The 26,798-nt window shown below is 62.5% G+C and carries 27 protein-coding genes, 1 tRNA gene and 1 pseudogene; 15 read left to right on the forward strand and 14 right to left on the reverse strand.

The genetic code is table 11. The features are described 5' to 3' along the window. Positions 1-19 precede the first annotated feature (19 nt). Entirely contained in the window at positions 20-523 is a 504-nt protein-coding gene (msrB, locus tag NKH95_RS09055; RefSeq protein WP_023810780.1) for a peptide-methionine (R)-S-oxide reductase MsrB, read from the forward strand. Between the two features lie 112 nt (positions 524-635). Here the strand turns inward: msrB and NKH95_RS09060 are convergent, their stop codons facing one another. Together NKH95_RS09060 and NKH95_RS09065 are read right to left on the reverse strand one after the other, a co-directional pair. Next, positions 636-2,231 (reverse strand): DHA2 family efflux MFS transporter permease subunit, encoded by a 1,596-nt coding sequence (locus NKH95_RS09060; protein ID WP_023810781.1) that lies wholly within the window; start codon positions 2,229-2,231, stop codon positions 636-638. Between the two features lie 22 nt (positions 2,232-2,253). Further along, positions 2,254-3,453, reverse strand: coding sequence for an HlyD family secretion protein (locus NKH95_RS09065; protein WP_023810782.1), 1,200 nt, complete (start codon positions 3,451-3,453; stop codon positions 2,254-2,256). A gap of 132 nt (positions 3,454-3,585) precedes the next feature. On the opposite strand from NKH95_RS09065, the gene NKH95_RS09070 reads away from it, so the two are divergent. Then, positions 3,586-4,320, forward strand: a complete 735-nt coding sequence (locus NKH95_RS09070; RefSeq protein ID WP_023810783.1) for a TetR/AcrR family transcriptional regulator — start codon at positions 3,586-3,588, stop codon at positions 4,318-4,320. A 152-nt stretch (positions 4,321-4,472) separates the two neighbouring features. Here the strand turns inward: NKH95_RS09070 and yihA are convergent, their stop codons facing one another. The 3 genes from yihA to NKH95_RS09085 form a co-directional block, all read right to left on the reverse strand. Then, positions 4,473-5,132, reverse strand: a complete 660-nt coding sequence (yihA, locus tag NKH95_RS09075) for a ribosome biogenesis GTP-binding protein YihA/YsxC (RefSeq protein WP_127294604.1) — start codon at positions 5,130-5,132, stop codon at positions 4,473-4,475. After that, on the reverse strand, positions 5,129-5,767 hold the full coding sequence (locus tag NKH95_RS09080) for a CatB-related O-acetyltransferase (RefSeq protein ID WP_352758840.1): 639 nt from the start codon (positions 5,765-5,767) through the stop codon (positions 5,129-5,131). The genes yihA and NKH95_RS09080 overlap by 4 nt, the downstream gene beginning before the upstream one ends. Before the next feature lie 124 nt (positions 5,768-5,891). Next, on the reverse strand, positions 5,892-6,203 hold the full coding sequence (locus NKH95_RS09085; protein ID WP_352891369.1) for a hypothetical protein: 312 nt from the start codon (positions 6,201-6,203) through the stop codon (positions 5,892-5,894). A 176-nt stretch (positions 6,204-6,379) separates the two neighbouring features. Here NKH95_RS09085 and NKH95_RS09090 point away from each other — a divergent pair, with 176 nt between their 5' ends. Genes NKH95_RS09090 through NKH95_RS09100 form a run of 3 tightly spaced genes read left to right on the forward strand, consistent with a single transcriptional unit; the run spans position 6,380 to position 9,661 of the window. Next, on the forward strand, positions 6,380-6,844 hold the full coding sequence (locus NKH95_RS09090; RefSeq protein ID WP_352758846.1) for a MarR family winged helix-turn-helix transcriptional regulator: 465 nt from the start codon (positions 6,380-6,382) through the stop codon (positions 6,842-6,844). Further along, positions 6,837-8,129, forward strand: coding sequence for an HlyD family secretion protein (locus tag NKH95_RS09095; RefSeq protein WP_352758849.1), 1,293 nt, complete (start codon positions 6,837-6,839; stop codon positions 8,127-8,129). The genes NKH95_RS09090 and NKH95_RS09095 overlap by 8 nt, the downstream gene beginning before the upstream one ends. Further along, a complete protein-coding gene (locus NKH95_RS09100) occupies positions 8,126-9,661 on the forward strand; it encodes a DHA2 family efflux MFS transporter permease subunit (RefSeq protein WP_352891371.1) in 1,536 nt (511 codons plus the stop codon). Before NKH95_RS09095 ends, NKH95_RS09100 begins: the two co-directional genes overlap by 4 nt. A gap of 187 nt (positions 9,662-9,848) precedes the next feature. Here the strand turns inward: NKH95_RS09100 and NKH95_RS09105 are convergent, their stop codons facing one another. From NKH95_RS09105 to rpmH, 4 genes are all read right to left on the reverse strand, one after another. Continuing rightward, complete coding sequence (locus NKH95_RS09105; RefSeq protein WP_023810789.1) at positions 9,849-10,409, reverse strand: fasciclin domain-containing protein; 561 nt, start codon at positions 10,407-10,409, stop codon at positions 9,849-9,851. A gap of 176 nt (positions 10,410-10,585) precedes the next feature. Continuing rightward, positions 10,586-12,397: a membrane protein insertase YidC gene (yidC, locus tag NKH95_RS09110; protein WP_352440595.1), complete on the reverse strand. Its 1,812-nt coding sequence runs from the start codon at positions 12,395-12,397 to the stop codon at positions 10,586-10,588. Between the two features lie 14 nt (positions 12,398-12,411). Beyond that, entirely contained in the window at positions 12,412-12,765 is a 354-nt protein-coding gene (gene rnpA, locus NKH95_RS09115) for a ribonuclease P protein component (protein ID WP_027040126.1), read from the reverse strand. 16 nt (positions 12,766-12,781) lie between these two features. Then, positions 12,782-12,916, reverse strand: a complete 135-nt coding sequence (gene rpmH, locus NKH95_RS09120) for a 50S ribosomal protein L34 (RefSeq protein ID WP_008833937.1) — start codon at positions 12,914-12,916, stop codon at positions 12,782-12,784. Between the two features lie 278 nt (positions 12,917-13,194). On the opposite strand from rpmH, the gene NKH95_RS09125 reads away from it, so the two are divergent. Both NKH95_RS09125 and NKH95_RS09130 read left to right on the forward strand, forming a co-directional pair. Next, the gene (locus NKH95_RS09125; protein ID WP_352891372.1) at positions 13,195-14,697 is read left to right on the forward strand and encodes an ATP-binding protein; all 1,503 of its coding nucleotides are present in this window, start codon (positions 13,195-13,197) and stop codon (positions 14,695-14,697) included. Between the two features lie 277 nt (positions 14,698-14,974). Beyond that, positions 14,975-15,051 (forward strand) — tRNA-Arg (locus tag NKH95_RS09130). Between the two features lie 357 nt (positions 15,052-15,408). On the opposite strand, the gene NKH95_RS09135 is transcribed toward NKH95_RS09130, so the two are convergent. Further along, the gene (locus NKH95_RS09135; protein ID WP_352891373.1) at positions 15,409-15,972 is read right to left on the reverse strand and encodes a TetR/AcrR family transcriptional regulator; all 564 of its coding nucleotides are present in this window, start codon (positions 15,970-15,972) and stop codon (positions 15,409-15,411) included. Positions 15,973-16,083: 111 nt separating this feature from the next. Between NKH95_RS09135 and NKH95_RS09140 the strand changes: the two are divergent. The 4 genes and pseudogenes from NKH95_RS09140 (at position 16,084) to NKH95_RS09155 (ending at position 19,612) form a co-directional block, all read left to right on the forward strand. Beyond that, positions 16,084-16,864 (forward strand): annotated as a pseudogene (locus NKH95_RS09140) (SDR family NAD(P)-dependent oxidoreductase). Positions 16,865-16,923: 59 nt separating this feature from the next. Next, positions 16,924-18,018 carry an alkene reductase gene (locus NKH95_RS09145; protein WP_352891374.1) on the forward strand — a complete coding sequence of 365 codons (1,095 nt, stop codon included), beginning with the start codon at positions 16,924-16,926 and terminating at the stop codon, positions 18,016-18,018. A gap of 527 nt (positions 18,019-18,545) precedes the next feature. Then, positions 18,546-19,304: an SDR family NAD(P)-dependent oxidoreductase gene (locus tag NKH95_RS09150; protein WP_352891375.1), complete on the forward strand. Its 759-nt coding sequence runs from the start codon at positions 18,546-18,548 to the stop codon at positions 19,302-19,304. Positions 19,305-19,405: 101 nt separating this feature from the next. Then, complete coding sequence (locus NKH95_RS09155; protein ID WP_352891376.1) at positions 19,406-19,612, forward strand: hypothetical protein; 207 nt, start codon at positions 19,406-19,408, stop codon at positions 19,610-19,612. Positions 19,613-19,701: 89 nt separating this feature from the next. Here the strand turns inward: NKH95_RS09155 and NKH95_RS09160 are convergent, their stop codons facing one another. From NKH95_RS09160 to NKH95_RS09175, 4 genes are all read right to left on the reverse strand, one after another. After that, on the reverse strand, positions 19,702-19,854 hold the full coding sequence (locus NKH95_RS09160; protein ID WP_352891377.1) for a hypothetical protein: 153 nt from the start codon (positions 19,852-19,854) through the stop codon (positions 19,702-19,704). 99 nt (positions 19,855-19,953) lie between these two features. Next, positions 19,954-20,454, reverse strand: coding sequence for a DUF4411 family protein (locus NKH95_RS09165; protein WP_352891404.1), 501 nt, complete (start codon positions 20,452-20,454; stop codon positions 19,954-19,956). A 12-nt stretch (positions 20,455-20,466) separates the two neighbouring features. Then, positions 20,467-21,675, reverse strand: coding sequence for an XRE family transcriptional regulator (locus NKH95_RS09170; RefSeq protein ID WP_352891378.1), 1,209 nt, complete (start codon positions 21,673-21,675; stop codon positions 20,467-20,469). Between the two features lie 192 nt (positions 21,676-21,867). Further along, positions 21,868-22,569 carry a GntR family transcriptional regulator gene (locus NKH95_RS09175; protein ID WP_352797227.1) on the reverse strand — a complete coding sequence of 234 codons (702 nt, stop codon included), beginning with the start codon at positions 22,567-22,569 and terminating at the stop codon, positions 21,868-21,870. A gap of 239 nt (positions 22,570-22,808) precedes the next feature. Between NKH95_RS09175 and NKH95_RS09180 the strand changes: the two genes are divergently transcribed. The 4 genes from NKH95_RS09180 to NKH95_RS09195 all read left to right on the forward strand — a co-directional run bounded on the left by NKH95_RS09180 (position 22,809) and on the right by NKH95_RS09195 (position 26,734). Continuing rightward, entirely contained in the window at positions 22,809-23,849 is a 1,041-nt protein-coding gene (locus tag NKH95_RS09180; protein ID WP_352553190.1) for an ABC transporter substrate-binding protein, read from the forward strand. 79 nt (positions 23,850-23,928) lie between these two features. After that, positions 23,929-25,011, forward strand: coding sequence for an ABC transporter ATP-binding protein (locus NKH95_RS09185; protein WP_352891380.1), 1,083 nt, complete (start codon positions 23,929-23,931; stop codon positions 25,009-25,011). After that, positions 25,011-25,937: an ABC transporter permease gene (locus tag NKH95_RS09190; protein ID WP_352440621.1), complete on the forward strand. Its 927-nt coding sequence runs from the start codon at positions 25,011-25,013 to the stop codon at positions 25,935-25,937. The genes NKH95_RS09185 and NKH95_RS09190 overlap by 1 nt, the downstream gene beginning before the upstream one ends. Next, positions 25,934-26,734: an ABC transporter permease gene (locus NKH95_RS09195; protein WP_352891381.1), complete on the forward strand. Its 801-nt coding sequence runs from the start codon at positions 25,934-25,936 to the stop codon at positions 26,732-26,734. Before NKH95_RS09190 ends, NKH95_RS09195 begins: the two co-directional genes overlap by 4 nt. Positions 26,735-26,798: the final 64 nt, after the last annotated feature.

The raw sequence follows: 26,798 nt of genomic DNA on the forward strand, positions 1-26,798 counted from the left end.
ACATCAGGAGGAACTGGTCATGAACCGTCGCGACTTTCTTTTGAGCGGTGCCGCCGCCATCGGCGTCGTCGGGATCGCGGCAACGATGCTGCGCATGGGCGATCCGCAGGCAGCACAGGCCGCCGAAAATTTCGAAGTCACCAAGACCGACGCCGAGTGGAAAGCCATCCTGTCGCCTGCCGCCTTCAACGTGCTGCGCAAGGAAGGCACGGAGTATCCCGGCACCAGCCCGCTGCTCAACGAACACCGCAAGGGCATCTTCGCCTGTGCCGGCTGCGACCTGCCGCTCTATTCGTCGGAGACGAAATTCGATTCCGGTACCGGCTGGCCGAGCTTCTGGCAAGAGATCCCCAAGGCTATCGGCACGACCGTGGACCGCTCGCTCGGCATGACGCGCACCGAGGCGCATTGCCGCCGCTGCGGCGGCCATCTCGGCCACGTCTTCGACGACGGTCCGGCGCCGACCGGCCTGCGCCACTGCATCAACGGCGTCGCGCTGACCTTCAAGCCCGCCACAGCCTGACAAATTCCAACTGGATATGAAAACTCCGGGCTTGCGGGCCCGGAGTTTTTTGCGCGGTCAGAGCTTTTTCAGGCGTGGACTGGAGGAGCTTCCCGAAACAGCTGCCCACGTATCAGTGGCCGCCGCCGCCACCTCCGCCCGCCGCGGCCGGCTTGCGGATCAGCATGGTGAACATGCCAAGCGTCGCAAACAGCACCGTCAGCATGAAGAACACATCCATGAAGGACAGCAGCGCCGCCTGCTGCTGGACCATGCCAGACAGCTTGGAGATCGCGGCACTTGTCGCGTCGAGGCCGGGGGTTTGCTCGAAATTGAGCGTCATGTTCTGCAGCTTGGTCTGCGCGGCTTCACTGCCCCATTGCACATGTTCGGAGAGCCTTGCGTAGTGGAAGGCATTGCGGTCGATCAGCACGGTATTGATCAGGGCGAGGCCAACCGCACCGCCAAGGTTGCGGGTGAGGTTGAACAGGCCTGAAGCGTTCTTCAGCCGCTCGGGCGGCAAGGTGCCGAGCGCGATGTTGTTGATCGGCACCATGCACAGCATCATCGAACAGCCGCGCAGGATTTGCGGGATGAGCAGCTCATAGAAATCCCAGTCGGCGGTCAGATGCGTCATCCACCAGGTGCCGGTGGCGAAGCCGAAGAAGCCGATCATCATCATCAGCCGCGGGTCCATCTTATTCGACAGGATGCCCGAGATCGGCGCGGTGAAGAACATGGCCAGGCCGCTGACGAACAGCGCCTCGCCGATCATCATCGAATCGTAGCCACGGATGCGCCCGAGATACACCGGGTAGAGATAGGTCAGGCCGTAAAGGCCGATGCCTATGACGAAGGAGAACAGCGAGCCGAAGGCGAAGTTGATGTTGGTGAAGGCCTTCAGGTCGACGATCGGCTCCTCGGCGGTGAACGCCCGCCAGAAGAACAGCACCGCGCCGATGGTCATGACAATGGCGCAGATGAAGACGCCCTGATCCTGCATCCAGTCATTGTTGGGACCCTCCTCGAGCACATATTCCATGCAGCCCAGGAGAGCCGCCATGCCGGCGAGGCCCCACCAGTCGAACTTGCTGAACAGCTTGAGGTTGGGTTTGTCGAAGTCGATCAGCGTCCAGGCCGCCGCTGTGACCAGGATGCCGGGCACGACATTGACCAGGAACAGCCAGTGCCAGGACATGGCATGGCTGATGTAGCCGCCGACAGTCGGGCCGATGGTCGGCGCCAACGTCGCCACCAGGCCGATCATCGGCGAGACGAAGGCGCGGCGCGAGGGCGGGAAGATGGTGAAGGCAGCGGCGAAGACGCTCGGGATCATGCCGCCGCCGATGAAGCCCTGGACGGCGCGGTAGACAATCATCTGGTCGATGTTGGTGGCGGTCGCCGCCAGCGCACTGGCCGCGGTGAAGCCCGCCGCCGAGATCGTGAACAGCACGCGCGTCGACAGCATCCGGCTGAGGAAGCCCGACAGCGGGATCATCACCACTTCGGCGATCAGATAGGCGGTCTGCACCCACGGGATTTCGTCGGAGCTGGCGCTCAGGCCGGCCTGGATTTCCGACAGAGAGGCGGAGACAATCTGGATGTCGAGGATGGCCATGAACATGCCGAACACCATCGCCAGGAAGGCGATGACGCGCCGCGTCGAAATGGTGTCAGGCACAGCCGGCCTCGCCGGCGGCGCTCCTGCTGTCAGGGTTGCGGTTGCCATGGCATTGCTCCCCGGCGGCCGCTCAGTTCGACGCTGCCGCTGATGCCGAACCAGATGGGGCGGTACGGCTGTCGACGGCGACGACGACGCTCAGGCCGGCGCGCAGCTTGCCGCTCTTCAGCGCATCGGCGGGCACATCGATGCGGACCGGAACGCGCTGCACGACCTTGGTGAAGTTGCCGGTGGCGTTTTCGGGCGGCAGCAGCGAGAACACGGCACCCGAAGCCGGCGCCAGCGACGAGACGGTTCCCTCGAAGTCCTGGCCGTCGGTCGCATCGACCGAGATCTTGACCTTCTCGCCGGGCACCAGCCGGGCAAGCTGCGTCTCCTTGAAGTTGGCGACGATGTAGAGCTTGTCCATCGGCACGATGACGGCGAGCTTCTGGCCGGGGCTGACAAGGTCGCCCTGTTCGACAGAGCGGTTGCCGACGATGCCGTCATAAGGCGCCTTGAGCACGGTGAAGGAAAGATCGCGCAGCGCCTTGTCATGGCTGAGCTGCAGGGACGCCAGCGTGCTCGCCGATTCCGCGCGTTGCGCCTGCAGCACGCCGATATTGGCCTGCGCGGCGGCGATCTGTGCGTCGGCGCCGACAAGGGCGGCATCGGCCTGCTGGACCGCCGTCTGGGCGTCGTCCAGCTGCGCCTGCGTGCCGACATGCGTCTTGAGCAGCTGCGAGGCGCGCGCCGCGACCTTGGCTGCATTGTCGGCGGCGGCCTGATCGGCGACCTTCTGCGCCTGGGCCTGCTGCAGCGAGGCGCGGGCTGCGTCGGTCTGGGCGTCAATACGGTCGAGCGTCTTGCTCAAGGTGGCGATCTGCGCCTCGGCCTGGGCGACGGCAATCTTGTAATCGCCGTCATCGACGACGAGCAGCGGATCGCCGGCCTTGACCAGCTGGTTCTCGCTGACCTTGACCTGATCGACATAGCCGGAAATCTTGGGCGAGATGAACGCCATGTCCGCCTGGACATAGGCGTCATCCGTCGAGATCATGAAGCGGCCCGTTGTCCAGTAATCGTAACCGTACCAGGCGCCGGCGCTCAGCAAGGCGACGCCGATGATCGGCAGCAGAAAAGAACGCACCGAGCGCTTCTTCTTGACCGGAGCCTCTGCCGGCGGCGACGAGACGGGCTGGACAGGCATATCCGGCGCTTCCGTCGCCGGCGCAACCTTGGCGTTGGGGAAGGGACGGACTTCGGCTGTGGTCGGCGCGTTCGAGGACATGACATCTCTCTAAAGTTATAATATGATACTGAACCGTTCGGTTCGATCCGGCCGTTGACATAGCGCGTAAAGAGGACCATATCAAGGGCAATCGAACCGCTTGGTTCGAATTATTTTCGAGGTGTGACTTTCATGGCCGAGACCCCGCCCAATGTCGAAAACGAGTCGTGCGACGACCTGTTGGAAAGCTTGCGCCGTGGCCGCCCGGCCGCGGGGCAGGATCCGGTCAAGCGCAGCCAGATCATCGACGGCGCCCGTCGTGTCTTCATCGACAAGGGCTTCGAAGCCGCCTCGATGAACGACATCACCCGCGAGGCCGGTGTCTCCAAGGGTACGATCTACGTCTACTTCGCCAACAAGGAGGAGCTGTTCGAGGCGCTGATCGAGGAAGAGCGCGGCACCATCTTCAAGAACATGTATGACGTGCTGGACAACGCCGACAACCTGCGCGAGACGCTGGTGAAGTTCGGCAAGGTGCTGGCCCTCAAGATCACGTCGGCCAAGGTCATCCAGGCACAGCGCACGGTGATCGGGGCATCCGACCGGATACCCGACATGGGCGCGCGTTTTTACGAGCGCGGTCCCAAGCGTGGCCACGACAAGGTCGCGGCCTTTCTCAATGCCGCCATCGAGCGCGACCTGCTGCGCATCGACGATGTCGATCTTGCCGCCTATCAGTTCACCGAACTGTGCCTGGCCGGTCTGTTCCGCCAGTGCATCTTCGCCTACCGCACGAAAGCCCCGACCCAGGACGAGATCGATCACATCGTCAGGTCAGGCGTCAGCATGTTCCTCAGGGCATACGGCACCGAAAGGCTTGTGGCGGAAGAAGGCCATCAGACGATTGCTATCGAGGCCAAGCCTTAACCCAGTTCTAAGGTGTGTTGAGATTCAGGTCAGGCCGAGCCGAAAACGGTGGCTTTCGAGAACCGGAGCGGAGCGGACATTCGGGTCCGTGAGCACCGGAAGCGCAGAAAGCCGTCGTTTGCAGGCCGGTATCACCTGAATATCGACATAGCTTAGCCGCCATTGGCGGCAAGCACGATGGCCGCCTGCAATTCCTGAAGGCCCTCGCCTTTTTCCGAAGACGTCGCCAGCACGAACGGGAACGCCGCCGGCCGCTTCTTGATCTTTGCCAGCGTCTCCTCGATCAGCCTCGGCACGCCGGCAGTCTTGATCTTGTCGGTCTTGGTCAGGACGATCTGGTAGGACACCGCCGCCTTGTCGAGCAGCGACAGCACTTCATCGTCCTTGGCCTTGATGCCGTGGCGGGCGTCGATCAGCACATAGACACGCTTCAGCGTGACGCGGCCCTTGAGATAGTCGAAGACCAGCTTGGTCCACTCGTCGACCTTTTCCTTCGGCGCGGTGGCATAGCCATAGCCGGGCATGTCGACTAGCGCCAAGGGCGGCAGGTCGGCGCCCTCACCCGAAAATCCGTCCGGCACGAAATAGTTGAGTTCCTGCGTGCGCCCCGGCGTGTTGGAAGTGCGCGCCAGCCCCTTCTGGTTGACAAGTGCGTTGATCAGCGACGACTTGCCGACATTCGAGCGGCCGGCAAAGGCGATTTCCGGCGGCCCTTCCGGCGGCAGGAACTTCATGGCCGGAACGCCGCGAATGAAGATCCATCCTCGCGTAAACAGTTCGGTGCCGATTGTGCTGCTGTTCAGAGCGTTCAAGCTGCTGCCTCCAGAAGAGAAATATTGGCACCCCGGATAGCATCGAGGTTGCGGCTGACCTTGTCCACCGGCCAGTCCCACCACGCCACCGCCAGCAGCCGCCTGATTGTCCGGTCGTCGAAACGCATCTTTACCACCTTGGCCGCGTTGCCGGCGACGATCGCATAGGGCGGCACGTCATGTGTCACCACCGATTTCGCGGCAACGATGGCGCCGTGGCCGATTTCCACCCCGGGCAAGATCACCGCCTCCATGCCGATCCAGACGTCGCTGCCGACAATGGTGTCGCCGCGCACTTCCCTGGACCAGGTCGCCGGGTCAAAACCCTTTTCCCAGCCATGGCCGAAAATATTGAACGGATAGGTCGAAAAGCCGGACATGGCGTGGTTGGCGCCGTTCATGATGAAGCGCGCGCCCTCGGCGATGGCGCAGAACCTGCCGATGATCAGCTTGTCGCCAATGAACGGATAGTGGTGCAGGACGCATTTTTCGTCGAATTTGTCCGGACCGTCGGGGTCGTCATAATAGGTGAAGTCGCCGACCTCGATGTTCGGCGCGTTCACCAGCCCCTTGAGGAAGCCGACGCGGGTATGCATCGGGATCGGGTGCTTGATGTCTGGGTTGGGTCCGTCCATGTCGAAATCCGTCAGAGAAATGGCCGCCAGGCGCATCCGAAACTCGAATGCGCCCGTTCAAAATAGCGTGATCCGCCCTATAGCACCAATCGGGCGACGAGCGAGCTTTCCTTGACGGTCTTGCTCATTTGCTGCCGCGGCAAATCACGATCGGATCGGACAGCGCACCGTCGAAACCGCTGCCCTGATAGACGGTGACATTCGTGGCGCCGGGCGGCAGCATGAAGCTGCCTTCGACGATTTTCTGGTCGCCGGCCGGTATGTGGAGAGCCCAGCTATAGGTGCAAAACAGCGGCGCCTGGGGTTCGACGTGGCTGCAGTTCAATTGCGCGCCACCCAGCATGGCGGCGCCGCCGCAGCTGACGGCGTCCTTTGCGAACGCAATGCCCGGCCATCCCGCGATGGCCGCCACGGTCGCGATCTTCAGCCAATTCATCGTCGTATCCTTGCCCGGCAACTGCCTGCTACCTGAGGCTTTTGTGGCGTAGCAGTCCATGCGTCATTTTTCCAGGCGGGCTTAGTCCGTCTTGCGCACTGCGTCGAGCGGGATTATGTGCATGATGATAATAAGCATGCTCACTAAAGTCGCGCCGAAAAACTCCAGTGCCTCCCATGCCATCGTCACCCAACATCAGCTTCGTGCTGCACAATGTCGCGCGCCTGCTTCGAAAGCGGTTCGAGCAGAGGTCGCGGGCATCGGGGCTGACCCGCGCCCAGTGGCAGGTGCTGGCCTATCTCAGCGTGCATGAGGGCATCCACCAGAACAAATTGGCGGACCTTATCGAGATCACGCCGATCACGCTCGCCCGGCTGCTCGACAAGATGGAAGCACGCGGCTTCATCGAGCGCCGGCCCAATCCCGCCGACCGCCTGGCATGGCTGCTTTACCTGAAGCCGCAAGCCCATCCGCTTATCGAAATCATGCGCAGCAATGGGCAGAAGACGCGTGACGAGGCCTTCGTCGGCCTTTCCGCGGATGCGCAACTGCATCTGCTGCACACCCTATCCCTCATCAAATCCAATCTGCTCGCGGCTTGCACCCAGCCTGCCGCCGACCGGGAGAAAACACATGGCTGAATCAACCTCACCAAAGAAGCCTGTCGAAGAAGACGGATCCGCCGCCGACCGGGCGCGCGATCAGGTCATCCGACTGGACAGCGAACGCGAGCAAAGGCGAGCGAGCACCGTCATCGACAATGACGAACTCGAAGCACCGGTCGCCCTGCAGCCGGCGGCGCTCGAGGCTCCGTCTAAGGAGCCACGCCAGGCCGGGGTTGCGGTGGCGCCTCCGGCGCCGGTCAAGCCCAAGCGCGGCCGGGCACGGCCGATCCTATTTGCCCTGCTTCCGGTCGCGCTGGTCGTCGGCGGCTATTACTACGTCATCGGCGGTCAGGTCATGACGACGGACAACGCCTACATCCAGGCGCAGTCGCTCGGCGTTTCCACCGATGTCTCCGGCACTGTGTCCGAGATCGACGTGCACGAGAACGAGGCGGTGAAGAAGGACCAGGTGCTTTTCCGGCTGCGGCCGGCCTCTTTCGAAACCGCTCTTGCCGCCGCCCAGGCGCAGCTCGGCACGGTGCGCAACCAGGTGCTGACCCTGCAGGCGAGTTACCTGCAGTCACAGGCGCTGATCGAGCAGGCGCAGGCCGACATCCCCTATTACGAGGCCGCTTTCCAGCGCCAGCAGGATCTGCTCAAGACCTCGACTTCCTCCAAGGCGACCTTCGACAGCGCCCAACACGACCTCGTCGCCGCCCGCCAGAAAGTGTCCGTTGCCCAAGCGCAGGCACAGGCGACGCTTGCCCAGCTTGGCGGCGACGCCAGTCAGCCTGTCGAGAAGAATCCGTTCTACCTTCAGGCGCAATCGGCGGTCGACGACGCCCAGCGCAACCTTGCCGATTCCATCGTCAAGGCGCCGTTCGACGGCATCGTCACCAATGTCGACGCGCTTCAGGTCGGCAAGTACCTGCCGGCTTCGCAGCCGGCCTTCAGCCTGATTTCGGCGACCGATCTGTGGATCGCGGCGGAGCCGAAGGAAACCGAACTGACCTATGTGCGGCCGGGACAGACGGCGACGATCAGCGTCGACAGCTACCCGGGTGCCGTCTGGCACGGTACGGTCGCCTCGATCAGCCCGGCGTCGTCGTCGAGCTTCTCCTTGCTTCCGGCGCAGAACACCACCGGCAACTGGGTCAAGGTCGTACAACGCATTCCGATGCGCGTGACGTTGGACGATCTCCAGGGCAAGCCGCCGTTGCGTGGCGGGATGAGCGTCGTGGTCGGCATCGATACCGGCCATGCGCGCGGCCTGCCGGACTTCGTGACGGACCTCCTCGGCCGGTTCGGACAAAAGTCATGACCGGCGCGTCCGCGACAGGTGGCGTGGTCGCCAATCGCGGCGCCATCACCGCCTGCGTGATCCTCGCCGTCATCATGCAGGCGCTGGACACGACCATCGCCAATGTGGCGCTGCCCTATATCCAGGGCAGCGTTTCGGCGAGCGCCGACCAGATAAACTGGGTGCTGACGTCCTACATCGTCGCGGCGGCCGTCATGACGCCGCCTTCGGGCTATCTTGCCAATCGTTTCGGCCGCAAGCGCATCCTTTTGATATCCATCACCGGCTTCGTCGTCGCATCGGTGCTGTGCGGGTTCGCGCAGTCGCTGCCGCAGATCGTCGGCTTCCGCCTGCTGCAAGGCCTGTTCGGCGCGGCCCTGGTGCCGCTGGCGCAGAGCATCCTGCTCGACATCTACAGCGTCGAGGAGCGCGGCTCGGCGATGGCGCTGTTCGGCGTTTCGGTGATGGTCGGGCCGGTGCTCGGGCCGGTCATCGGCGGCTGGCTGACCGAGAATGTCAGCTGGCGCTGGGTGTTCTACATCAACGTCCCGATCGGGGCCCTGGCCTTCGCCGGCGTGTCGATGTTCGTCCAGGAAACCAAGACCGACCTCAAGGCGAGGCTGGACTGGCTGGGCTTCGGCATGCTCAGCGTCACCATCGCATCGCTGCAGATGTTCCTCGATCGCGGCGAGCAGCTCAACTGGTTCTCGTCGTCCGAGATCATCGTCGAGGCGCTGATCTGCGCGTCGGCCTTCTACATCTTCCTCGTCCACACCTTCACCGCCAAAAACACGTTCGTGAATCCGAGGCTTTTCCTCGACCGCAACTTCGCCGTCGGCATGATCTTCATCTTCATCATTGGCATCACCTATCTGGCCTCGCTGGCCCTGATGACGCCCTACCTGCAGACGCTGATGGGCTATCCGGTGGTGACGGCCGGCATCGTCATGGGGCCGCGCGGTCTCGGCACCATGGCTTGCATGTTCCTGGTCGGCAGGCTGATCGGCAAGGTGGACACGCGCTGGCTGCTGTTTACGGGCCTGCTGGTCACCGCCTGGGCGATGTACGACATGGCCGGCTGGACCCCTGATGTCTCGCAATGGACGATCATCAGCACCGGCTTCATCCAGGGAGCGGGCCTCGGCTTCCTGTTCGTGCCGCTGACCACCATCACCTTCGCCACGCTGGCGCCGGAGCGGCGCGCGGAAGGCACCGGGCTGTACAATCTGTCGCGAAACATCGGCTCCAGCGTCGGCATATCCGTCGTCACCGCGCTGTTGACGGAGAACGTGCAGATCAACCACGCCAACATCGCCACCTATGTGACGCCCTACAACCAGGCGTTCGGCAATCCGGCGATCTCCCAGGCGATGGATCCCTACAGCGCCGCAGCCGCGCTCGACGGCGTGGTGACGCTGCAGGCGACCATCATCAGCTACATGAACGACTTCAAGCTGATGATGATCCTGTCGCTTGCCGCTATTCCGCTGGTTCTGTTGCTGCGCAAGCCGGCGACTCCGGCCAAGATCGACCACAGCGCCGTGATGGAGTGATGACGGTCGAGGCTCATCTGGCTGGACAAGCAACAGCCGAAAAGAAACCGGGGTCCTGTGAGGGACTACAGGACCCCGGCCGATGCCGATACGACTTCCCAAGAAACATGGCACCTCGTCATGAGGTGGGACGGCAGGCCGAGAAAGCCCCAACGGACCCTGCCTTGATCCCCTTTGCCGAAAGCCGTTACTTTGGCAACAGCACCTTGTTGACGACATGGATGACGCCGTTCGACTGGTTGACGTCGGCGATCGTCACTCGCGCCTCGCCGCCTGACTCATCCATGATGTAGAGCTTGCCCTTCTTGACTTCGGCGGTCAGCGTGTCACCGGAGACGGTTTTCATCTCGTACTTGCCGCCCATCGCCCTGGCCTTCTTCATCATTTCGGCGCCCGAAATCTTGCCGGCCACGACATGCGCGGTCAGCACCTTGGTGAGCTTGTCCTTGTTCTCCGGCTTCAGCAGCGTGTCGACGGTGCCCTTGGGCAATTTCGCAAACGCTGCATTGGTCGGGGCAAAGACTGTGAACGGGCCAGCGCCCTGCAGCGTGTCGACCAGGCCGGCGGCCTTGACCGCGGCGACCAGCGTCGTGTGATCCTTCGAATTGACGGCGTTCTCGACGATGTTCTTGGTGGTGTACATCGGCGCGCCGCCGACATTCGGGTTTTTGGCATAGGCGGGCGCGGCAATCGCCACGCCGGCGATGAGCGCGGAAAAGGCGATGGTCCTGAATGACGGCAAGCGCATGTGGTCTTCCTCCGGGTGAGGGCTGATCGGAATTGATAGCCTTTGGAAACGCACAGGCAGTCACGCCCCCGGCGAGGCGCAAGTTTCGCCGATCACGGGAACGTGATCCCGGAGTTGCTTAAACGGAAAAAGCCCCGCGCGAGCGGGGCTTTGAGGCTGGAGAAAGCGCTGCGCTTCTATTCGGCCGGCGATGGTTTCTTTCGGAACAGCGCGACCAGATTGTCCCACAGCTCGATCTTGGCGCCCTGGCGCTTCATGATGATGCCCTGCTGGAGGATCGACAGCGTGTTGTTCCAGGCCCAGTAGATGACCAGGCCGGCCGGGAAACCCGCCATCATGAAGGTGAAGATGACAGGCATCCAGGTGAAGATCGCCGCCTGCGTCGGGTCCGGCGGCGTCGGGTTCATGCGCATCTGCAGGAACATGGTGACGCCCATGATCAGCGGCCAGACGCCGATCATCAGCATGTGCGGCAGGGTGACCGGGATCAGGCCGAACAGGTTGAACAGCGACGTCGGGTCGGGTGCGGCCAGATCCTGGATCCAGCCGAAGAACGGCGCGTGCCGCATCTCGATGGTGATGTAGAGCACCTTGTAGAGCGAGAAGAAGACCGGGATCTGCAGCGCCACCGGCCAGCAGCCGGCAAGCGGGTTGATCTTCTCGGTCTTGTACAGCTCCATCATCGCCTGCTGCTGCTTCATCTTATCGTCCGCGTATTTCTCGCGGATCTCGAGCATTTTCGGCTGCACCTTCTTCATGTTCGCCATCGACGCGTAGGACTTGTTGGCGAGCGGATAGAAGATGGCCTTGACGATGACGGTGGTGGCGAGGATGGCCAGGCCGAAATTGCCGAAGAATTTGTAGAGCGTGTCGATCAGCCAGAACATCGGCTTGGTGATGAAGTGGAACCAGCCCCAGTCGATCAGGAGATCGAACCGCTTGATATGACGGTCTTCCGCATAGGCGTTGATCTTGCCGACTTCCTTGGCGCCGGCGAAGATTTCGCTCTCCACCGTCGCCGACTGGCCGGCATCGACGGTGATCGGGTCGGTGAGGAAATCGGACTGGTAGCGATGGCGGCCGTCCTCGAAATAGGCGTAGCGCGGCTGGAACGGCTGCTTCTCGGTCGGCACCAGGGTCACCGCCCAGTATTTGTCGGTGATGCCGAGCCATCCGTCGGTCGACTTGCCCGGCGTGAACTGCTTGTCCTTCTCGATGGACGCGTATTTGTGCTCCTGCAGGCCTTCGGTGCCGGTGAAGCCGATCAGGCCCTCATGCAGCACATAGGTGCTGGCAACCAGCGGCTTGTCGAAGCGGGTGACGCGGCCGTAATTGGACAGCGAGACGGCGGCCGTGCCCGCATTCTGCACCGTGTCGGACACCGTGAACATGTAGTTGGTGTCGACGGAAAAGGTGCGCTTGAAGGTCAGGCCCTTGTCGTTCGAATAGGTCAGCGTGACCGGGGTCGTCGGCGTCAGCGTCGCATTGCCGTCGACGGCCCACACAGTCTCGGGACCGGGTACCGCGCCGGTCTTGTCGTTGCCGACGAAGCCGATCTCGGCATAGTAGCCATTGGGCAGTGCCGCCGGGTTGAGCAGGCTGATCTCGGGCGAGTTCTTGTCGACCGTCTCGGTGTAGTGCTTGAGCTTGAGGTCGTCGAGACGGGCGCCGGTCAGGTTGATTGAACCCTCGAGGCTCGGCGTGTCGATCCTGGCGCGGGTGGTCGTGGCGAGTGCCTGTTCGCGGCCGGCCGGCGTCACGGCGTCTGTTCCCGGTGCGTTGGGAATGGCGCCAGGGGCGACGGGCGTTCCGGTGTCGGTACCGGGATTTGTGCCGGCGGCCTTCTTCTGCTCCTCGACGCGCTGCTGTTCGACGCGGGCTGCCTCGCGCTGCGCTTCGCTGCGCGGCAACACGTAAAAATATTGCCATACCGCCAGGATCAGCACCGACAGCGCGATGGTGATGAAGAAGTTCCGGTTGTTTTCCATCGAAAGCCCTTGGCCTATCGTGTTCCGCGCAGTCGGCGGGAGAGTTCGGCCTTCAACTGGCCGAACGGAGTGGTAAGCACGTCTTCGCGCCCGACGATGACATAGTCATTGCCAGGCGCCATGTCACTTGCAGCATGCGTGCGGACGGCTTCTCGCAGCCGCCGCCGGACACGGTTGCGGACAACCGCATTGCCGACCTTCTTGGTGACGGTGTAGCCGACGCGCGGCGACAGGCCGTCGCCGCGGTCGAGGACTTCAACGAGAAAAAGCCGCCCGCGTCGCTTTTCACCACGACGGACGGCCAGGAATTCCGCGCGCTTCAGAAGCCGCTTGGGATTTGGTCCCACTGGCTTGCCGGTTGCGGGCAACGATCTCGTCTTCCGTTCAGGCGCTGAGCCGCTTGCGGCCGCGGTTGCGACGAGCTGCGACGACGCCGCGACCACCCTTGGTGGCCATGCGGGCACGGAAGCCGTGCCGACGTTTGCGGACGAGTTTAGACGGTTGGTAGGTACGCTTCATTTGTTTTAATACCGCGGGGTGCGGCCCTTCTTGATTCTGTCACTGTGTAACAGGAGCTTTGCCGGGCCGGCTTTGGCGCGATCGAAACCGCGCCGGGACGAATGGCCCGAGCGTGTGCGGGCTTATAGAAAGAAGGCTTTTGGAAGTCAATCCGGAGTCGTCGGGCGCAATCCGACTCCGTTCAGGCCGGTTTATGTTTGCGACCAAGGATGAAATTGGCAAAAAAGCCGTAATCGCCTAATCTGCGTTGATCAAGTGATCGTGAAGACATTAGCCGCATGAGCGAAACCATACAGGCACAGGAAGGGATCGGCACGGCGGGGGCCACCGAGGCGCCGGCCGCCGTGCGCACGGTTCCGTTGTCGCGCGGCCTGTCGACCAAGCTGCTGCTGCTGACCATCGTCTTCGTGCTGTTGGCCGAAGTGCTGATCTTCCTGCCCTGGATCGCCAGCTACCGGCTGAACTGGCTGAAGGAGCGGCTGAGCACGGCGGCGGCGGTGTCGATCGTGCTGGTGCAAGGTGAATCCACCTCGCTGTCGCGCACGGCCCAGAACGACGTGCTGATGGCGATCGGCGCCAAGGCGATCGCGGTGCGCGACGGCGGCGTCTCGCGGCTGCTGGTGGTGGCCGAAATGCCGCCGAAGGTCGACGAGCACATCGATATCGCCTCGATCGGCATGATCAAGGGCATGACCGGTGCGCTCGACACGCTGTTTTTCGGCGGCGACCGGATGCTGCGCGTCTTCGGTCCGGTCGGCGAGTCCGACAAGGAGTTCGAATTGATCATGCCGGACAACAGCCTGCGCAATGCGATGCTGCGCTATTCGCGCAACGTCGCCTTCGTCTCGCTGCTGATCTCGCTGTTCACCGCCATGCTGGTCTACGCCGCCATCGACCTGATCATGATCGGGCCGATCCGTACGATGACGCGCTCGATGCTGTCCTTCTCCGAGGCGCCCGACGATCCCGGACGGATCATCCATCCGGCTGCCCGCGCCGACGAGATCGGGGTTGCCGAGCGCGAGCTGTCGCAGATGCAGGAGCGGCTGCAAAAAATGCTTTCCGAGCAGAAGCACCTTGCCGACCTCGGCCTCGCGGTCTCCAAGATCAACCATGACATGCGCAACATCCTGGCCTCGGCGCAGCTGATGTCCGACCGTCTGCGCCAGGTCAAGGACCCGACCGTGCAGGCCTTCGCGCCTAAACTGTTGCGCGCGCTCGACCGTGCCGTGTCCTATTCCGAAGGCGTGCTCGCCTATGGCCGCACGCAGGAGCCAGCGCCGGCGCGCCGGCGCTTGAGGCTGCGCCAACTGGTCGAGGACGTGCACGGCCTGCTCGACATCGAGCAGGGCATCGAGTTCGTCAATTCGGTCGAGCCGGCCTTCGAGATCGACGCCGATTCCGACCAGCTGTTCCGCGTGCTCACCAATCTGTGCCGGAATTCCGTGCAGGCGATGGCGGCCGACAGCGAAAGCGCCCTGGTGCGCCGCTTGGCGGTGTCGGCCGTGCGCCTGGGCAGCGTCAGCCGCATCGCCGTCAGCGACACTGGCCCCGGCTTACCGCCGAAAGCGCGGGAAAACCTGTTCGCAGCCTTTCGTGGCTCGGCCCGCAGCGGCGGCACCGGCCTTGGCCTGGCGATCGCGCACGAACTGATCCGGGCGCATGGCGGCACGGTGGAGCTGGTCGAGAGCATCGGCGGACGCACCACATTCGCGGTCACCATTCCCGACCAGCCGGTCCGGCTCGACCAGGCCCGCAACGGCCTGCGCCGCCCGGCATGATGTTTCGGGCGCGTTTTGCTCCGATGCTCGTGCCTCCGGGTCCGGCGCTCCTTTTCTCAGGGATCGGCGCTCTTCCCTTCAAGGATTGAGTTCGGGCTCAACTCCGGAGCCATTTCAAGCGCCGGGATCCGGGCCGTCATCGTCAACAAAGGCACTTGTGACAAAACTTTTGCCGGATCGACTTGCTTTTCGGAAATTCAGTCGCTAGGGAACACGTCTCGTCGCGACCGGTCGTTTACGATCGGATTGCGGGGTCATGGAAAGCATGGCCTGTTGCGCGCCCGTAGCTCAGCTGGATAGAGCACCAGACTACGAATCTGGGGGTCAGGAGTTCGAATCTCTTCGGGCGCGCCAAATTTCCGCCATTCCAGAACAGAAGTGGGCACCGCAGAGATGGCGGCAGCTTTGCGCCTCATGTCGGCCGTTAAAGTTAGTTGTGCCACCGCCTTACAGCGGACATCACCGGCGACCGCGCTTGAGGGCGTAGTTGCGCCAGGAGCGGTCATTCGATGTTCTGCCGTTGAACGGCTTCATTCGCCAGTTTAGCGGAAATTGGGCGACAGCATGGTTGCCTCAACAGGGAAGTTCGAAACCCTCTTGGTCCGCGAATCCCGCTGATTGCACGCTGCGGTGCAATATTCTGCAAGATAGCACCCAACCAACGCCGATAGCCGCATTGCTCTCGACAGGAGCACTCCTGCCGCAGACCACCTAGCTGGCAGACACTTGGCTGATCCCGGCATCGACCCAGGCACGCGTCTGTTCCAGCACTTCATCCGAAAACGTTGGGTCATCGATCGCCCGAGCGAGGATTACTGCCCCCACCATCGCTGCCCAGCTTCCGATCGCCGCGCGGCGTCTGTCTGCCGGATCCAACTCCGGGAGCGCCTTGCCGATACGGTCGATCTGCGATCGTAGGCCTTCCGTCATGGCCGAGCGTGCAGCCGGGGTCTGATGGCGGATGGCTGCGGCAAGGCTCGCCGTCGGGCAACCGCCGGCGCAGTTGTCGCGATGCCGGGGCGAAAGATAGGAACCTACATAAGCGCGAAGATCGCCCCCTCCGCCTGAGTCCGCGGCGAGGACGTGGGCAAGGGTCTGCGCGATCAGGTCGTCCTTCGAACTGAAATGACCATAGAAGCCGCCATGGGTGAGCCCGGCGGCTTTCATCACTTCCGCCACGCTGACCGCGTCGAACCCCTTCTCGCGAAACAGCCGGCTGGCCGCATCCAATATCCGGCGGCGGTTCTCCGCCATCTGCTCTCGACTGACCTTCATTTCAAAATTCTTCCGTCGGCCCCGTTGACATTTACATGATGCCCATCATATTTAGCTGCAATCATGATGACCGTCATGAATATAGATGCCATCAAAGAAAAGAGCAATGCCATGACGACCATCCCATCAGTCCTCATCACCGGCGCCTCCACGGGCATCGGAGCTTCCTATGCCGAACGGTTCGCCCGCCGCGGACACGACCTCGTGCTGGTTGCCCGTGACGTGGCACGAATGGAGGCACTGGGAGCCCGGCTCCGTCAGGAAACTGGCGTTGCGATCGACATCATCCAGGCTGATCTTACGCAGCCTGCCGAGCTTGCGACGGTCGAGACGAGGCTGCGCGATGACGCCCGCATCGGGATCCTCGTCAACAATGCCGGAACGGCCATCGGCGGAAGCTTCATCGAGCAGAGCACCGATGACGTCGCACGGCTGGTTGCGCTCAACACGACCGCACTTCTGCGGCTTGCCAGCGCCATCGCCCCGCGACTTGCGAAGGCGGGTGCAGGGGCGATCGTCAACATCGGTTCCGTGGTCGGGCTGGCGCCCGAGTTCGGCATGACGGTTTACGGCGCGACCAAGGCCTTCGTGCTGTTTCTGTCACAGGGGCTCAGCCTCGAGCTTGAGCCGAAGGGCGTCTACGTCCAGGCCGTGCTGCCCGCCACGACGCGAACCGAGATCTGGGGCCGCCGACGTCAACGCGCTCTCCAACGTCATGGAGGTGGACGATCTGGTTGACGCGGCGCTGGTCGGCTTCGACCGCCGCGAACCGGTGACCATCCCGCCACTCCCCGATGCCGGTCAGTGGGACGCGCTTCAGGCCGCGCGCCAGGCCATGCTTCCAAACTATCGAAACGAACATCCCGCCGAGCGGTACCGCAAGGTCGCCTGAGCACCAACGAATCCATTTGAAAACGACCTCGTCGCGGCGGGGACAAACAAAGGTGACCTATGACCAACAAAGCACTTTTTGAGCCTTATTCTCTCGGCTCGCTGACGCTCTCCAATCGTATCGTCATGGCGCCCCTCACGCGCAATCGTGCTGGCCCGGGCTTCGTTCCGGGCGATCTGGCCGCCGAGTATTACGGCCAGCGGGCCTCCGCCGGCCTGCTGATCTCCGAGGCCACGCAGATTTCGCAGCAAGGACAAGGTTACCAAGACACGCCCGGCATCTACTCTCAGGCTCAGATCGACGGCTGGCGCAAGGTCACGACAGCCGTGCACGCCAAGGGCGGGCGTATCTTCCTGCAGCTCTGGCATGTTGGTCGCGTCTCGCACGTCGATCTGCAGGAGAACGGCGCCGCGCCCGTGGCGCCCTCGGCAATCCGGGCCGCGACCAAGACGTTCGTGAACAACGGCTTTGTCGAGGTTTCGGAGCCCCGCGCGCTGGCGCTCGATGAGCTTGCGGAGATCGTCAACGATTTCCGGCAAGCAGCCGCGAACGCCATTGAGGCCGGCTTCGATGGCGTCGAGATTCATGGCGCCAACGGCTATCTGCTGGACCAGTTCACCAAGGACGGTGCCAATGTCCGTACGGATGCTTATGGCGGCTCGGTCGAGAACCGCGCCCGGCTGATGCTGGAGGTTGCGACTGCGGTGGTCGAGGAGATCGGCGCAGAGCGCACCGGCATCCGGATTTCGCCCGTCTCGCCCGCCAACGGCGTCTCGAGCAGCGCCCCCCAGGCGCAGTTCGACTATATCGTCGATCAACTCGACGCCTTGGGCATCGTCTACATCCATGTCGTCGAGGGCGCCACGGCGGGATCGCGCGACGCCACGCCCTTCGACTTCGGATCGCTCCGTGGTCGCTTCAACAACACCTATATCGCCAATAACGGCTATGGCCTCGAACTCGCGGCGTCGCGGCTCGCCGAGGGCAAGGCGGACCTGTTCGCCTTCGGACGCCCGTTCATCGCCAATCCCGATCTTGTTGAACGGCTGCAGACGCGCGCGCCACTGGCGGAGTTCGACCCGGCGACGCTCTATGGCGGCGGCTCCGCCGGCTATACCGACTATCCCGCGATCGCCGCCTCAAGCCGCCCATGAGCTATCGGAGGGCGGCGCCTCCACGTAACAGCAGCGCCTCAGGGCATCTCTCTGGCGCTCCGCTCGAACTGGTGTCCAAACCCAGGGATTCAGGAGGGCCGTGGAGGGCTATAGTATAGACGTTAGCTCCTCTGGTCCGCCCAGGACCAGCCAAGCGAGATTCGTAGCACGTCGTACGTTCGCTTTACAGGCGCAAGCGGACCCATTCACCGTGATTTCAACTGTCGTGAATGGGTCAAATCGCATCGCTGCTTGGGGGCGCCTGAACGTCCGCTTCGCACATTCCAAGCCGCAAGTCCGCTTCCGGCCCCGTGTCTGCTGCTCCCGCCCGCGAGCTTTGGACACCTTGACCCAATGCCGGCCCGCAGGCGTTAGCGGGCGATCACAAAAACTACATAGTACAAACAATAACACGAGTGCCCAGTTTCATCCTTTCGGGCGAACCAAAACCATCCATGGATTATGGTTCGTTGATTGCTGTCCGATTTCTTGGGACAAGGCGGAAACCCGCGGAGCCTGATTTGACCATGCCTTCTTCTACCATCAAGCGTGCGCTGATCACCGGGGCCGGTGCGGCCGACGGCATCGGCTTCGCCATTGCCCGGCAGCTTGGCTATGCCGGCCACGCGGTTTTCCTTACGGGTGCCAGTGCGCGTGTGCTCGATCGCGCCGCCGCGCTTTGTGCCGAAGGCATCGATGCCAAAGCCGTGGTCGCCGATCTCACCATCGCGGCTGATGTCGCGCGGCTGCGGGCTGATGTCGGCGCGGTCGATATACTGGTCAACAATGCCGGCATGGGCTCGCTGGCATCGCCCTCGGTCGACAAGGCGTTTCTCGCCATGACCGAGGCCGACTGGGACCAAGGGATCGACGTCAGCTTGAAGACCGCGTTCCTGGTCACCCGTGCGTTTCTGCCGGCGATGGTCGACGCGGGCTATGGGCGCATCGTCAATGTGGCGTCGGTGACCGGACCGCTGGTGTCCTTCGAAGGCACAGCCGCCTATTCCGCCGCCAAGGCCGGCATGGTCGGGCTGACGCGCACGCTGGCCCTCGAAGCCGCAAAAAGCGGCATCACGGCCAATGCCGTGGCTCCCGGCTGGATCGAAACGGGGTCGTCGAGCGAGATGGAGCGGCAAGCTGCCCTGCACACGCCGCCGGCGCGGGCCGGGCGGCCGGACGAGGTGGCCGCCACGGTGGTGTTCCTGGCCTCGGAAGGCGCCAGCTATGTCAACGGCGCCCTGCTGGTGGTCGACGGCGGCAACAGCCTCCAGGAGCGCAAGGGCTGAACGTCGATCGGCGCTGGTGCCTTCCGCCAATCAGCGGGAACCAAACCGCTCAGCAGCGGTTTTCCCCCTGAAGGGACCGCAAACCTCACGGGTGCGGAATAATGCACGACCATCTGGAACTGGAACTGGCGAGAGCCAGGCAGCGCGTCAAGCGTGCGGAACTCTTTCTCACGCGAGCGAATGAGATGCTGGACGAGGAGCGTGGCGTCGGCATCAGCCTTGCCCTGTGCTGCCGAATCAGATCCGAGCAAAAACGTGTGGCTGAAGCGCGCTTACGCCTCCGCCAGATCGATCCCACCACACACTGATCATTCCATGACTATGATGCCCTTCGAATCTCCCGACTGAAGCAACGGCTCGGGCTCGCGGCGCGCATCGGTAGCGTCCAGGTGGTTCCTCAAGACGCCTTGGCGAGAAAATTCCGAAAGTCCGACTTGGCCTGCAGCAGGCGCAGCACATTGTCGCGCGAACCGCGCACATGGGCACGCGCGAGCGTGCCGGCGCGGCCGGCGTCGCCGGCGCAGATGGCGTCGACGATTTTCGTCGTCACGGGCGATCTTCCATTCGTCCAGCCAGAACCGGTTCCGTCCAGACATAGTGCTGGCACTTAGCGAGCATGCCGCACCGGACGTCCGGCACAATGCGGTCCTTAAAGCCGTTCCCGCCACTTGGTTGAAAAATTCAGATCCCGAACCAAATTGAAACTATTGCCCCACGTAACCCGCATTTGATCGCACACATCGGGAATTCTGCGATTTGCCCGTTGGGTATTAGGTTTCGAGACTTCCGTGGTGACAACTGAGCGCATGTCTGGAGCGAAAAGAGCATAGGCGATCAGGAATGGATCCCGGCCGATCTTGATGACTTCGGAATCGGTTAGATCGGTTGCATATCCCATCGCTAGTACCTCCTGCACCCGGCCGACGTCGACTTCCTCGTCCAAGCATAGGACCGTCTTGTTTTCTTTGTCCCCGAGCCACTGAGCCAAATCATCGCTTCCACCGATGATCTCTTCAACAATCTCCACCGGCATTTTGATGGCGCCCCGCTCCGCCCAATACAAAAGCCATTCCCAAAACTCGGGTACGCGATCGAACGCGTAGTATGAGTTTTTCGCGGTGATCAGGACGCTCGCATCGAGGAGGTAAATTTTGTCGCCCCCTCAAGCTGCACGGCCGGAAGCACCTGCAGGCGGTGCGCCTGTCAATGCGTAGACATTGGCCGGTCTTACACCAAGGATTCGTCCGGCCGCAGATGGGGAGAGGGCGCCCTCGGCCAGCATCCTCGCAGATAGGCCAACCAGCCGGTTGCCGAGCCTATGCCGTCGAACGACATAATAATTCGGGCCGCTTTCATTTTCTCTATTTCGCTCTCGTGCGGCGGCCCGGTTCTGAAGCCACAGTCTTCGAAAGGTGCCGCTCACTTCCGCCCAAGTCTCGCGGGAGATCATCCCCTCGCGGAAGAGTTTGTAGGCGACAGCAGAATGGCTGACCTGCCAAGCATCAGCCAATTGCCGAATTCTCGCAATGACCTGATCGGTATCGGCTCCATGAAGCCCGTGCTCACTCAACGCCTCATCACCTGGCATCAAGATCTGGCCTGCCACGTCATTGCAGAAAACCTCGATCTCTGTAGATGGATTGGCGCCGCTAATGCCCGTCCGGCCAATCCAGATGTGCGTCAATTCATGAAGCAACGTAAAGGACCATGCTGCCTCGCTGTCCTGATCGTTGATTACTACAAAAGGGGTGACAGCGTCGGCGAGTGCTACGCCACGGAACAGATCGACATCCAAGACGCTATGGTGGCTGCCGAGATTGCCAATCAACAGGACAAAAACGCCTTGTCGCTCGACCAAGTCTCTAAGATAGGCGAAAGCGTCGTTCCGGCCGCCGCGCCTGAATTGCGCAAGATTGAAACCGAGGGCGTCCTTAATTTCGTTGGCAAGTACCTTGGCGCCACCGTTCATATCGAAGCTCCCAACGAACGGTAGATTCTGCGCCTCGTCCTCAACTTCCAGCAGGGAGCGAACCATCTCTTGCCTTGCCCGGATATCACGTAGCAGAGCGTCGACCAGCGCCTCGTCCCTACGAGCGTACTCGACCGGCAGCGTCCGAAAGTCTTCGCCTCGCTCAGCTCGCCTCGGTGGCGCCGGTAGGTAGAATGCCAGGAGCGGGCGTCTGTAATGCTTTGCCATCTTCAAGAGCAATGGACGGGACGGTTCGCCATCGCCTTTCTCCAAAGCGGCAAGGCGATCACCACCCGTGTCAGACAGTGTGTCTTTAATGTCCAACCTCTTTGCTGCGTCATCGAGGTCAAAGCCCGCAGTCTCGCGGGCCCATCTCAGGACATCAGGATTGACGTGTGGCATTCCTCACCTTTTTGGCGCCGAGACCATTGCTGACTGCGCCAGAATACAACTCGCCAACGAACGCTTCGTTACGACGTGGACACATTTTTAGGGACCGGTCAACGGGACGTGCGCCCATCCTATGGTGTCGATAAGGCGCTTATCGTCAGGGTCAGTGGGCAGCAGGGCTTCATCCGAGGCCCCACCCCCCGCTCAAGACGCCTTGGCCAGGAACGTCCGATAGTCCGACTTGGCCTGCAGCAGGCGCAGCACATTGTCGCGCGACCCGCGCACATGGGCGCGCGCCAGCGTGCCGGCTTTGGCGGCGTCGCCAGCGCAGATGGCATCGACGATTTCGGCATGCTCGTCGCGGGCGATCTTCCATTCGTCCAGCCACAAAAGTTCGGTCCAGACATAGTGCTGGCACTTGTCGAGGATGCCGCACAGCATGCCGTGCAGCATCACATTGCCGCTGATTTCGGCGATGACGCGGTGCAGGTCAATGCCGACCTCAAGCTCCTGGAATTTTTCCCTGTTGGTGCGCTCCGGAATGGCGGCCAGCCGCTCGCATTCGGCCAGCATGGCGCGCAGCCGTGCCTTGTCCTGGTCCGTCGCCGCCGCTGCCGCCAGTTCCGTCGCGTGGCCGTCGAGCAGCTCGCGGATCTCGAAGGCCTCGCGGAACATGTTGATGTCGAACTCGGTGACGACATAGCCCTGGCGCGGCCGGCCGGTGACCAGCCCGTCGCGCTCGAGACGGTTGAAGGCCTCGCGCACCGGGGTGCGGCTGACAGTCAGCTTCGCCGCGATGTCGTTTTCGGTGACGCGCGAGCCCGGCGGAATCTGGCCGGTCACGATCATCGCCTTGAGCGCGGAGTAGACCGAGTCACGCAACGTATTTTTGGTTTTCTTGGCCAAGCTTCCCTTCCCACTTCTCCGGCCTTTCAGCCGGAACACGCATAGCTGTAGCCGCAGTCGGCATAATTTGCCACGCCCCCGGCGACGCCATTCCTCGCCACCTTGTCCGGCTCGAAACCCGTGAATTCGATCGAGCCGGCGGTGTTGACAACATCGATCGCTAGGCTACACTCAAAATTGTATACAAAATAGCATGCCAAATCAAAAACAATGGGAACACCGGTTGGAGAGCCGAAAAAATGAACAGGACCAGAAGCGTTAGTATCGTTGCGATGGCGGGCCTCATGGCTTCGCTCGCGGCCCCCGCCATGGCGGGCGACACCATCACCGTCGCCTCATGGGGCGGCACCTACCAGGAGGCGCAGACCAAGGCGTTTTTCAAGCCTACCGCCGACGCGCTCGGCATCACCATCAAGGAAGACACCACCAACGGCCTCGACGACGTCCGGCTGCAGGTGACCGGCAATGCGGTGAAGTGGGACATCACCGAACTTGGCGCCGACGAATGTGCGCGCGGCTCGAAGGAAGGGCTGTTCGAGAAGCTCGACTACGGCATCATCGACAAGAGCGGCATCAACCCGAAGCTGGTCCACGACGACTGGGTCGGCATTTCCTACACATCCGTCGTGCTGATCTACCGGACCGACGTGTTCGGCGACAAAGGCCCGAAGACCTGGGCCGACTTCTGGAACGCGGAAAAGTTTCCGGGACGGCGCGCGCTGAGCGGCAGCCAGGCGACCGAAACGCTGAGCGTCGCGGCACTGGCCGAAGGCATTCCGATCGACAAGGTCTATCCGGTCAATATCGACGGCGCGTTGAAATCCGTCGACAAGATCCGTGGCCATATCGACGCCTGGTGGACCTCCGGCGCGCAGGCCATGCAGCTGGTGAAGGACGGTGAAGTCGACATGGCGAGCATCTGGAACGGCCGTGCCGGCACCTTGAAGAAGGAAGGCGCGCCGGTCAGCTTCTCCTTCGACCAGGGCGTGCTGACCGCCGACTGCATGGTCATCCCCAAGGGCTCCAAGAACAAGGAAGCCGCGATGAAGGCGCTGGCGATGTTCGTCAGCCCGCAATTGCAGGCCAATCTGCCGCTCTATGTCGATAATGGCCCGGTCAACGAGAAGGCTTTCGAGACCGGCAAGATCCCACAGGACAGGATCGAGGACATCAATTCGGCGCCCGAAAACGTCAAGAAGCAAGTGTTGCAGGATGCCGAGTTCTGGCGCGACAATCTGGTCGAGGCGACGGAAAAGTTCAACAATCTGATCCAGCAATAGGCTGCGGCCGCAACCCAAACCACGGCAGGGCGACGCCTCGCCCTGCTTTCGCCGCCTCAGCCCCTGGGAGAGAAAAATCTTGTCCATTGCGCCATCCGCGTTGCCGATCGGCATGCGCGGGATCGAGAAACGATTTGGCAGCGTGCCTGTGCTGCGCGACCTCAACCTCGACGTTGAGGCTGGTGAATTCCTGACGCTGCTGGGGCCTTCCGGTTCCGGCAAGACGACGCTGTTGATGATCCTGGCCGGCTTTGTGCGGGCCAATGCCGGCTCGATCAGGGTCGGCGGCGACGAGATCATCACCACGCCGCCGCACAAGCGCAACATCGGCATGGTGTTTCAGAACTACGCGCTGTTTCCGCATATGAACGTCTTTCACAACATCGCCTTTCCGCTGAAGCAGCGCGGCGTTGCCGCCGCCGAGACGGCCGAGCGTGTCGAAAAGGCGCTCGATCTGGTGAAATTGCAGGGGCTGGGCGAGCGCCGGGTCGACCAGCTCTCCGGCGGCCAGCGCCAGCGCGTGGCGCTGGCGCGCGCCATCGTCTTCGAACCGCGCATCGTGCTGATGGATGAGCCCCTGTCGGCATTGGACAAGGGCCTGCGCGAGCATATGCAGATCGAACTGCGCGCCCTGCATCGCCGGCTTGGCATGACCACGGTCTATGTCACGCATGACCAGCGCGAAGCCATCACCATGTCGGACCGCATCGCGGTGATGAATGGCGGGCGCATCGAACAGCTCGACAAGCCCGAAACCCTCTACGCCACGCCGCGGACGCAATTTGTAGCCGGCTTCATCGGCGAATCGAATTTCATTCCGGTCGAGTGCCGCAACGGCTCCGTCTGGTATGAGGACCGGAGAATCCACACCGCGGCACCCGTGCCGGCGGCAGGCCAGCACCTGATGGTGGTGCGGCCGGAAAAGCTGCGGCTCTTGGCAAACGCCAAACCGACAAGCGGCATCAACGTGCTCGAGGCGAAAGTCAGCGACATCATCTATCAGGGCGACAGCTTCGTCTGCTATGCCGTGCTGCGCGACGGCCGGCAGCTGACTTTGCGCGACTATTGCCGCAGCGATGTGCTGGCGAAAATGCCCGCACCCGGCCATCCAGTCTCATTCGGTCTCGATGCGCAGGACACGATCCTGGTGGCGGCAGACTGATGAGCGCGCAGACCGCCCTCATGCAGGAGAAAGCCGGCCGCTCGGGCCCGGATCTGAACACGCAGGCGCTGCATATGGACGCTCGGCGCGAGTCGTTGCGGTTGCTGGCGCTGCTGTCGCCGAGCCTGTTGCTGGTCTTCGCCATCATCATCGTGCCCATCGGCTGGCTGTTCTGGCTGTCGCTGTTCGACGAAGCCGGCGCCTTCAGTCCCGCCAATTATGCGCGCTTCTTCGAACAGGCCTCCTACATCAAGACCTTTATCACCACCTTCAAGGTCGCCTTCATCGTCACCGGCGCCTGCGTGCTGCTCGGCTATCCCTTAGCCTACATGCTGTCGCAACTGCCGCGCCGGGCGGCGTCGATCTGCCTGATCTTCGTCATCCTGCCGTTCTGGACATCGGTTCTGGTGCGCACCTATGCCTGGCTGGTGATCCTGCAGCGCAAGGGCCTGATCAACAGCTGGCTGATCGATCTCGGTGTCATCAGCCAGCCGCTATCGCTCGCCAACAATTTTTCCGGCGTCGTCATCGGCATGACGCATATCCTGCTGCCGTTCCTGGTGCTGCCGCTCTACGCCTCGATGAAGACCATCGACATCGACTGCCTGCGCGCCGGCATGAATCTCGGCGCCGGCCCGGCCGCCACCTTCCGGCAGATCTTCTTTCCGCTGTCGCTGCCCGGCCTCGCCTCGGGCGTGGTCATCGTCTTCGTGCTGTGCCTGGGCTTCTTCGTCACGCCTGCGCTCATGGGCGGCGGCAAGGTCATCATGTGGGCGATGCGCATGGAACAGACCACCAGCCTCTATTCCAACTGGGGTGCGGGTGCAGCACTGGGCGTGGTGCTGCTGGTGGTCACGCTGGCGCTTCTCGGCCTGTTCCAGTGGCTGCTCGGCGCGCGCGCCACAGGTGTGTGGAGTTCGCGATGAGCGAGGATTTTGGCCTGCCGATTTCGCACCGGCAACGGCTGTGGCTCTATTGCCTCGGCGGCCTCGTGCTTCTGTTCCTGATCGCGCCGTCGATCATCATCGTCATCATGTCGTTTTCGGATTCGACGCTGCTGCAATTCCCGCCGCAGCAATGGTCGCTGCGCTGGTACCAGACCTATTTCGGCTCACTGGAATGGCGCGACGCTACGATCGTCTCGGTCAAGGTGGCTGTTATGACAGTGCTCGTCGCGACACCGCTCGGCACCGCTGCAGCCTATGCCATCAACAGGGGCACGCTGCGCCTCAACGGCACCATCAACGCGCTGCTGACGGCGTCGCTGATCGTTCCGGTGATCCTGATCGGCATCGGCACCTTCTTCCTCTATGCGCGCATCGGGCTCAACAACACGCTGACCGGGCTGGTCATCGCGCATACGGTGCAGGCCTTGCCGCTGGTGGTGCTGACGGTGCTGTCGGGCTTGCGCTCCTACGACATGAACCAGGAGCGCGTGGCGCGCAGCCTTGGCGCCGGCCGCGTCGCCGCCTTCTGGCAGGTGACGATGCCGCAGATCCGCTTCTCGATCGTCTCGGGCGCGCTGTTTGCCTTCATCACCTCCTTCGACGAAGTGGTGGTTTCGCTGTTCATATCGGGCGGCGAGACCACGACATTGACACGCCGCATGTTCAACGCGCTGCGCGACCAGATCGACCCGACGATCGCTGCCATCTCGACCTGCCTGATCGTTCTCTCGGTCGTGCTGTTGTCGGTTGCGCAGATCTTCGGCCGGCGGCATTGATTTCACCAGACCAATTCGCAGAAGTGACCAACTTGCAGACGTGACCAACTTGCAGACGTGACCA

This window comes from Mesorhizobium sp. M0848 (assembly GCF_040319805.1).
Lineage (GTDB): Bacteria > Pseudomonadota > Alphaproteobacteria > Rhizobiales > Rhizobiaceae > Mesorhizobium.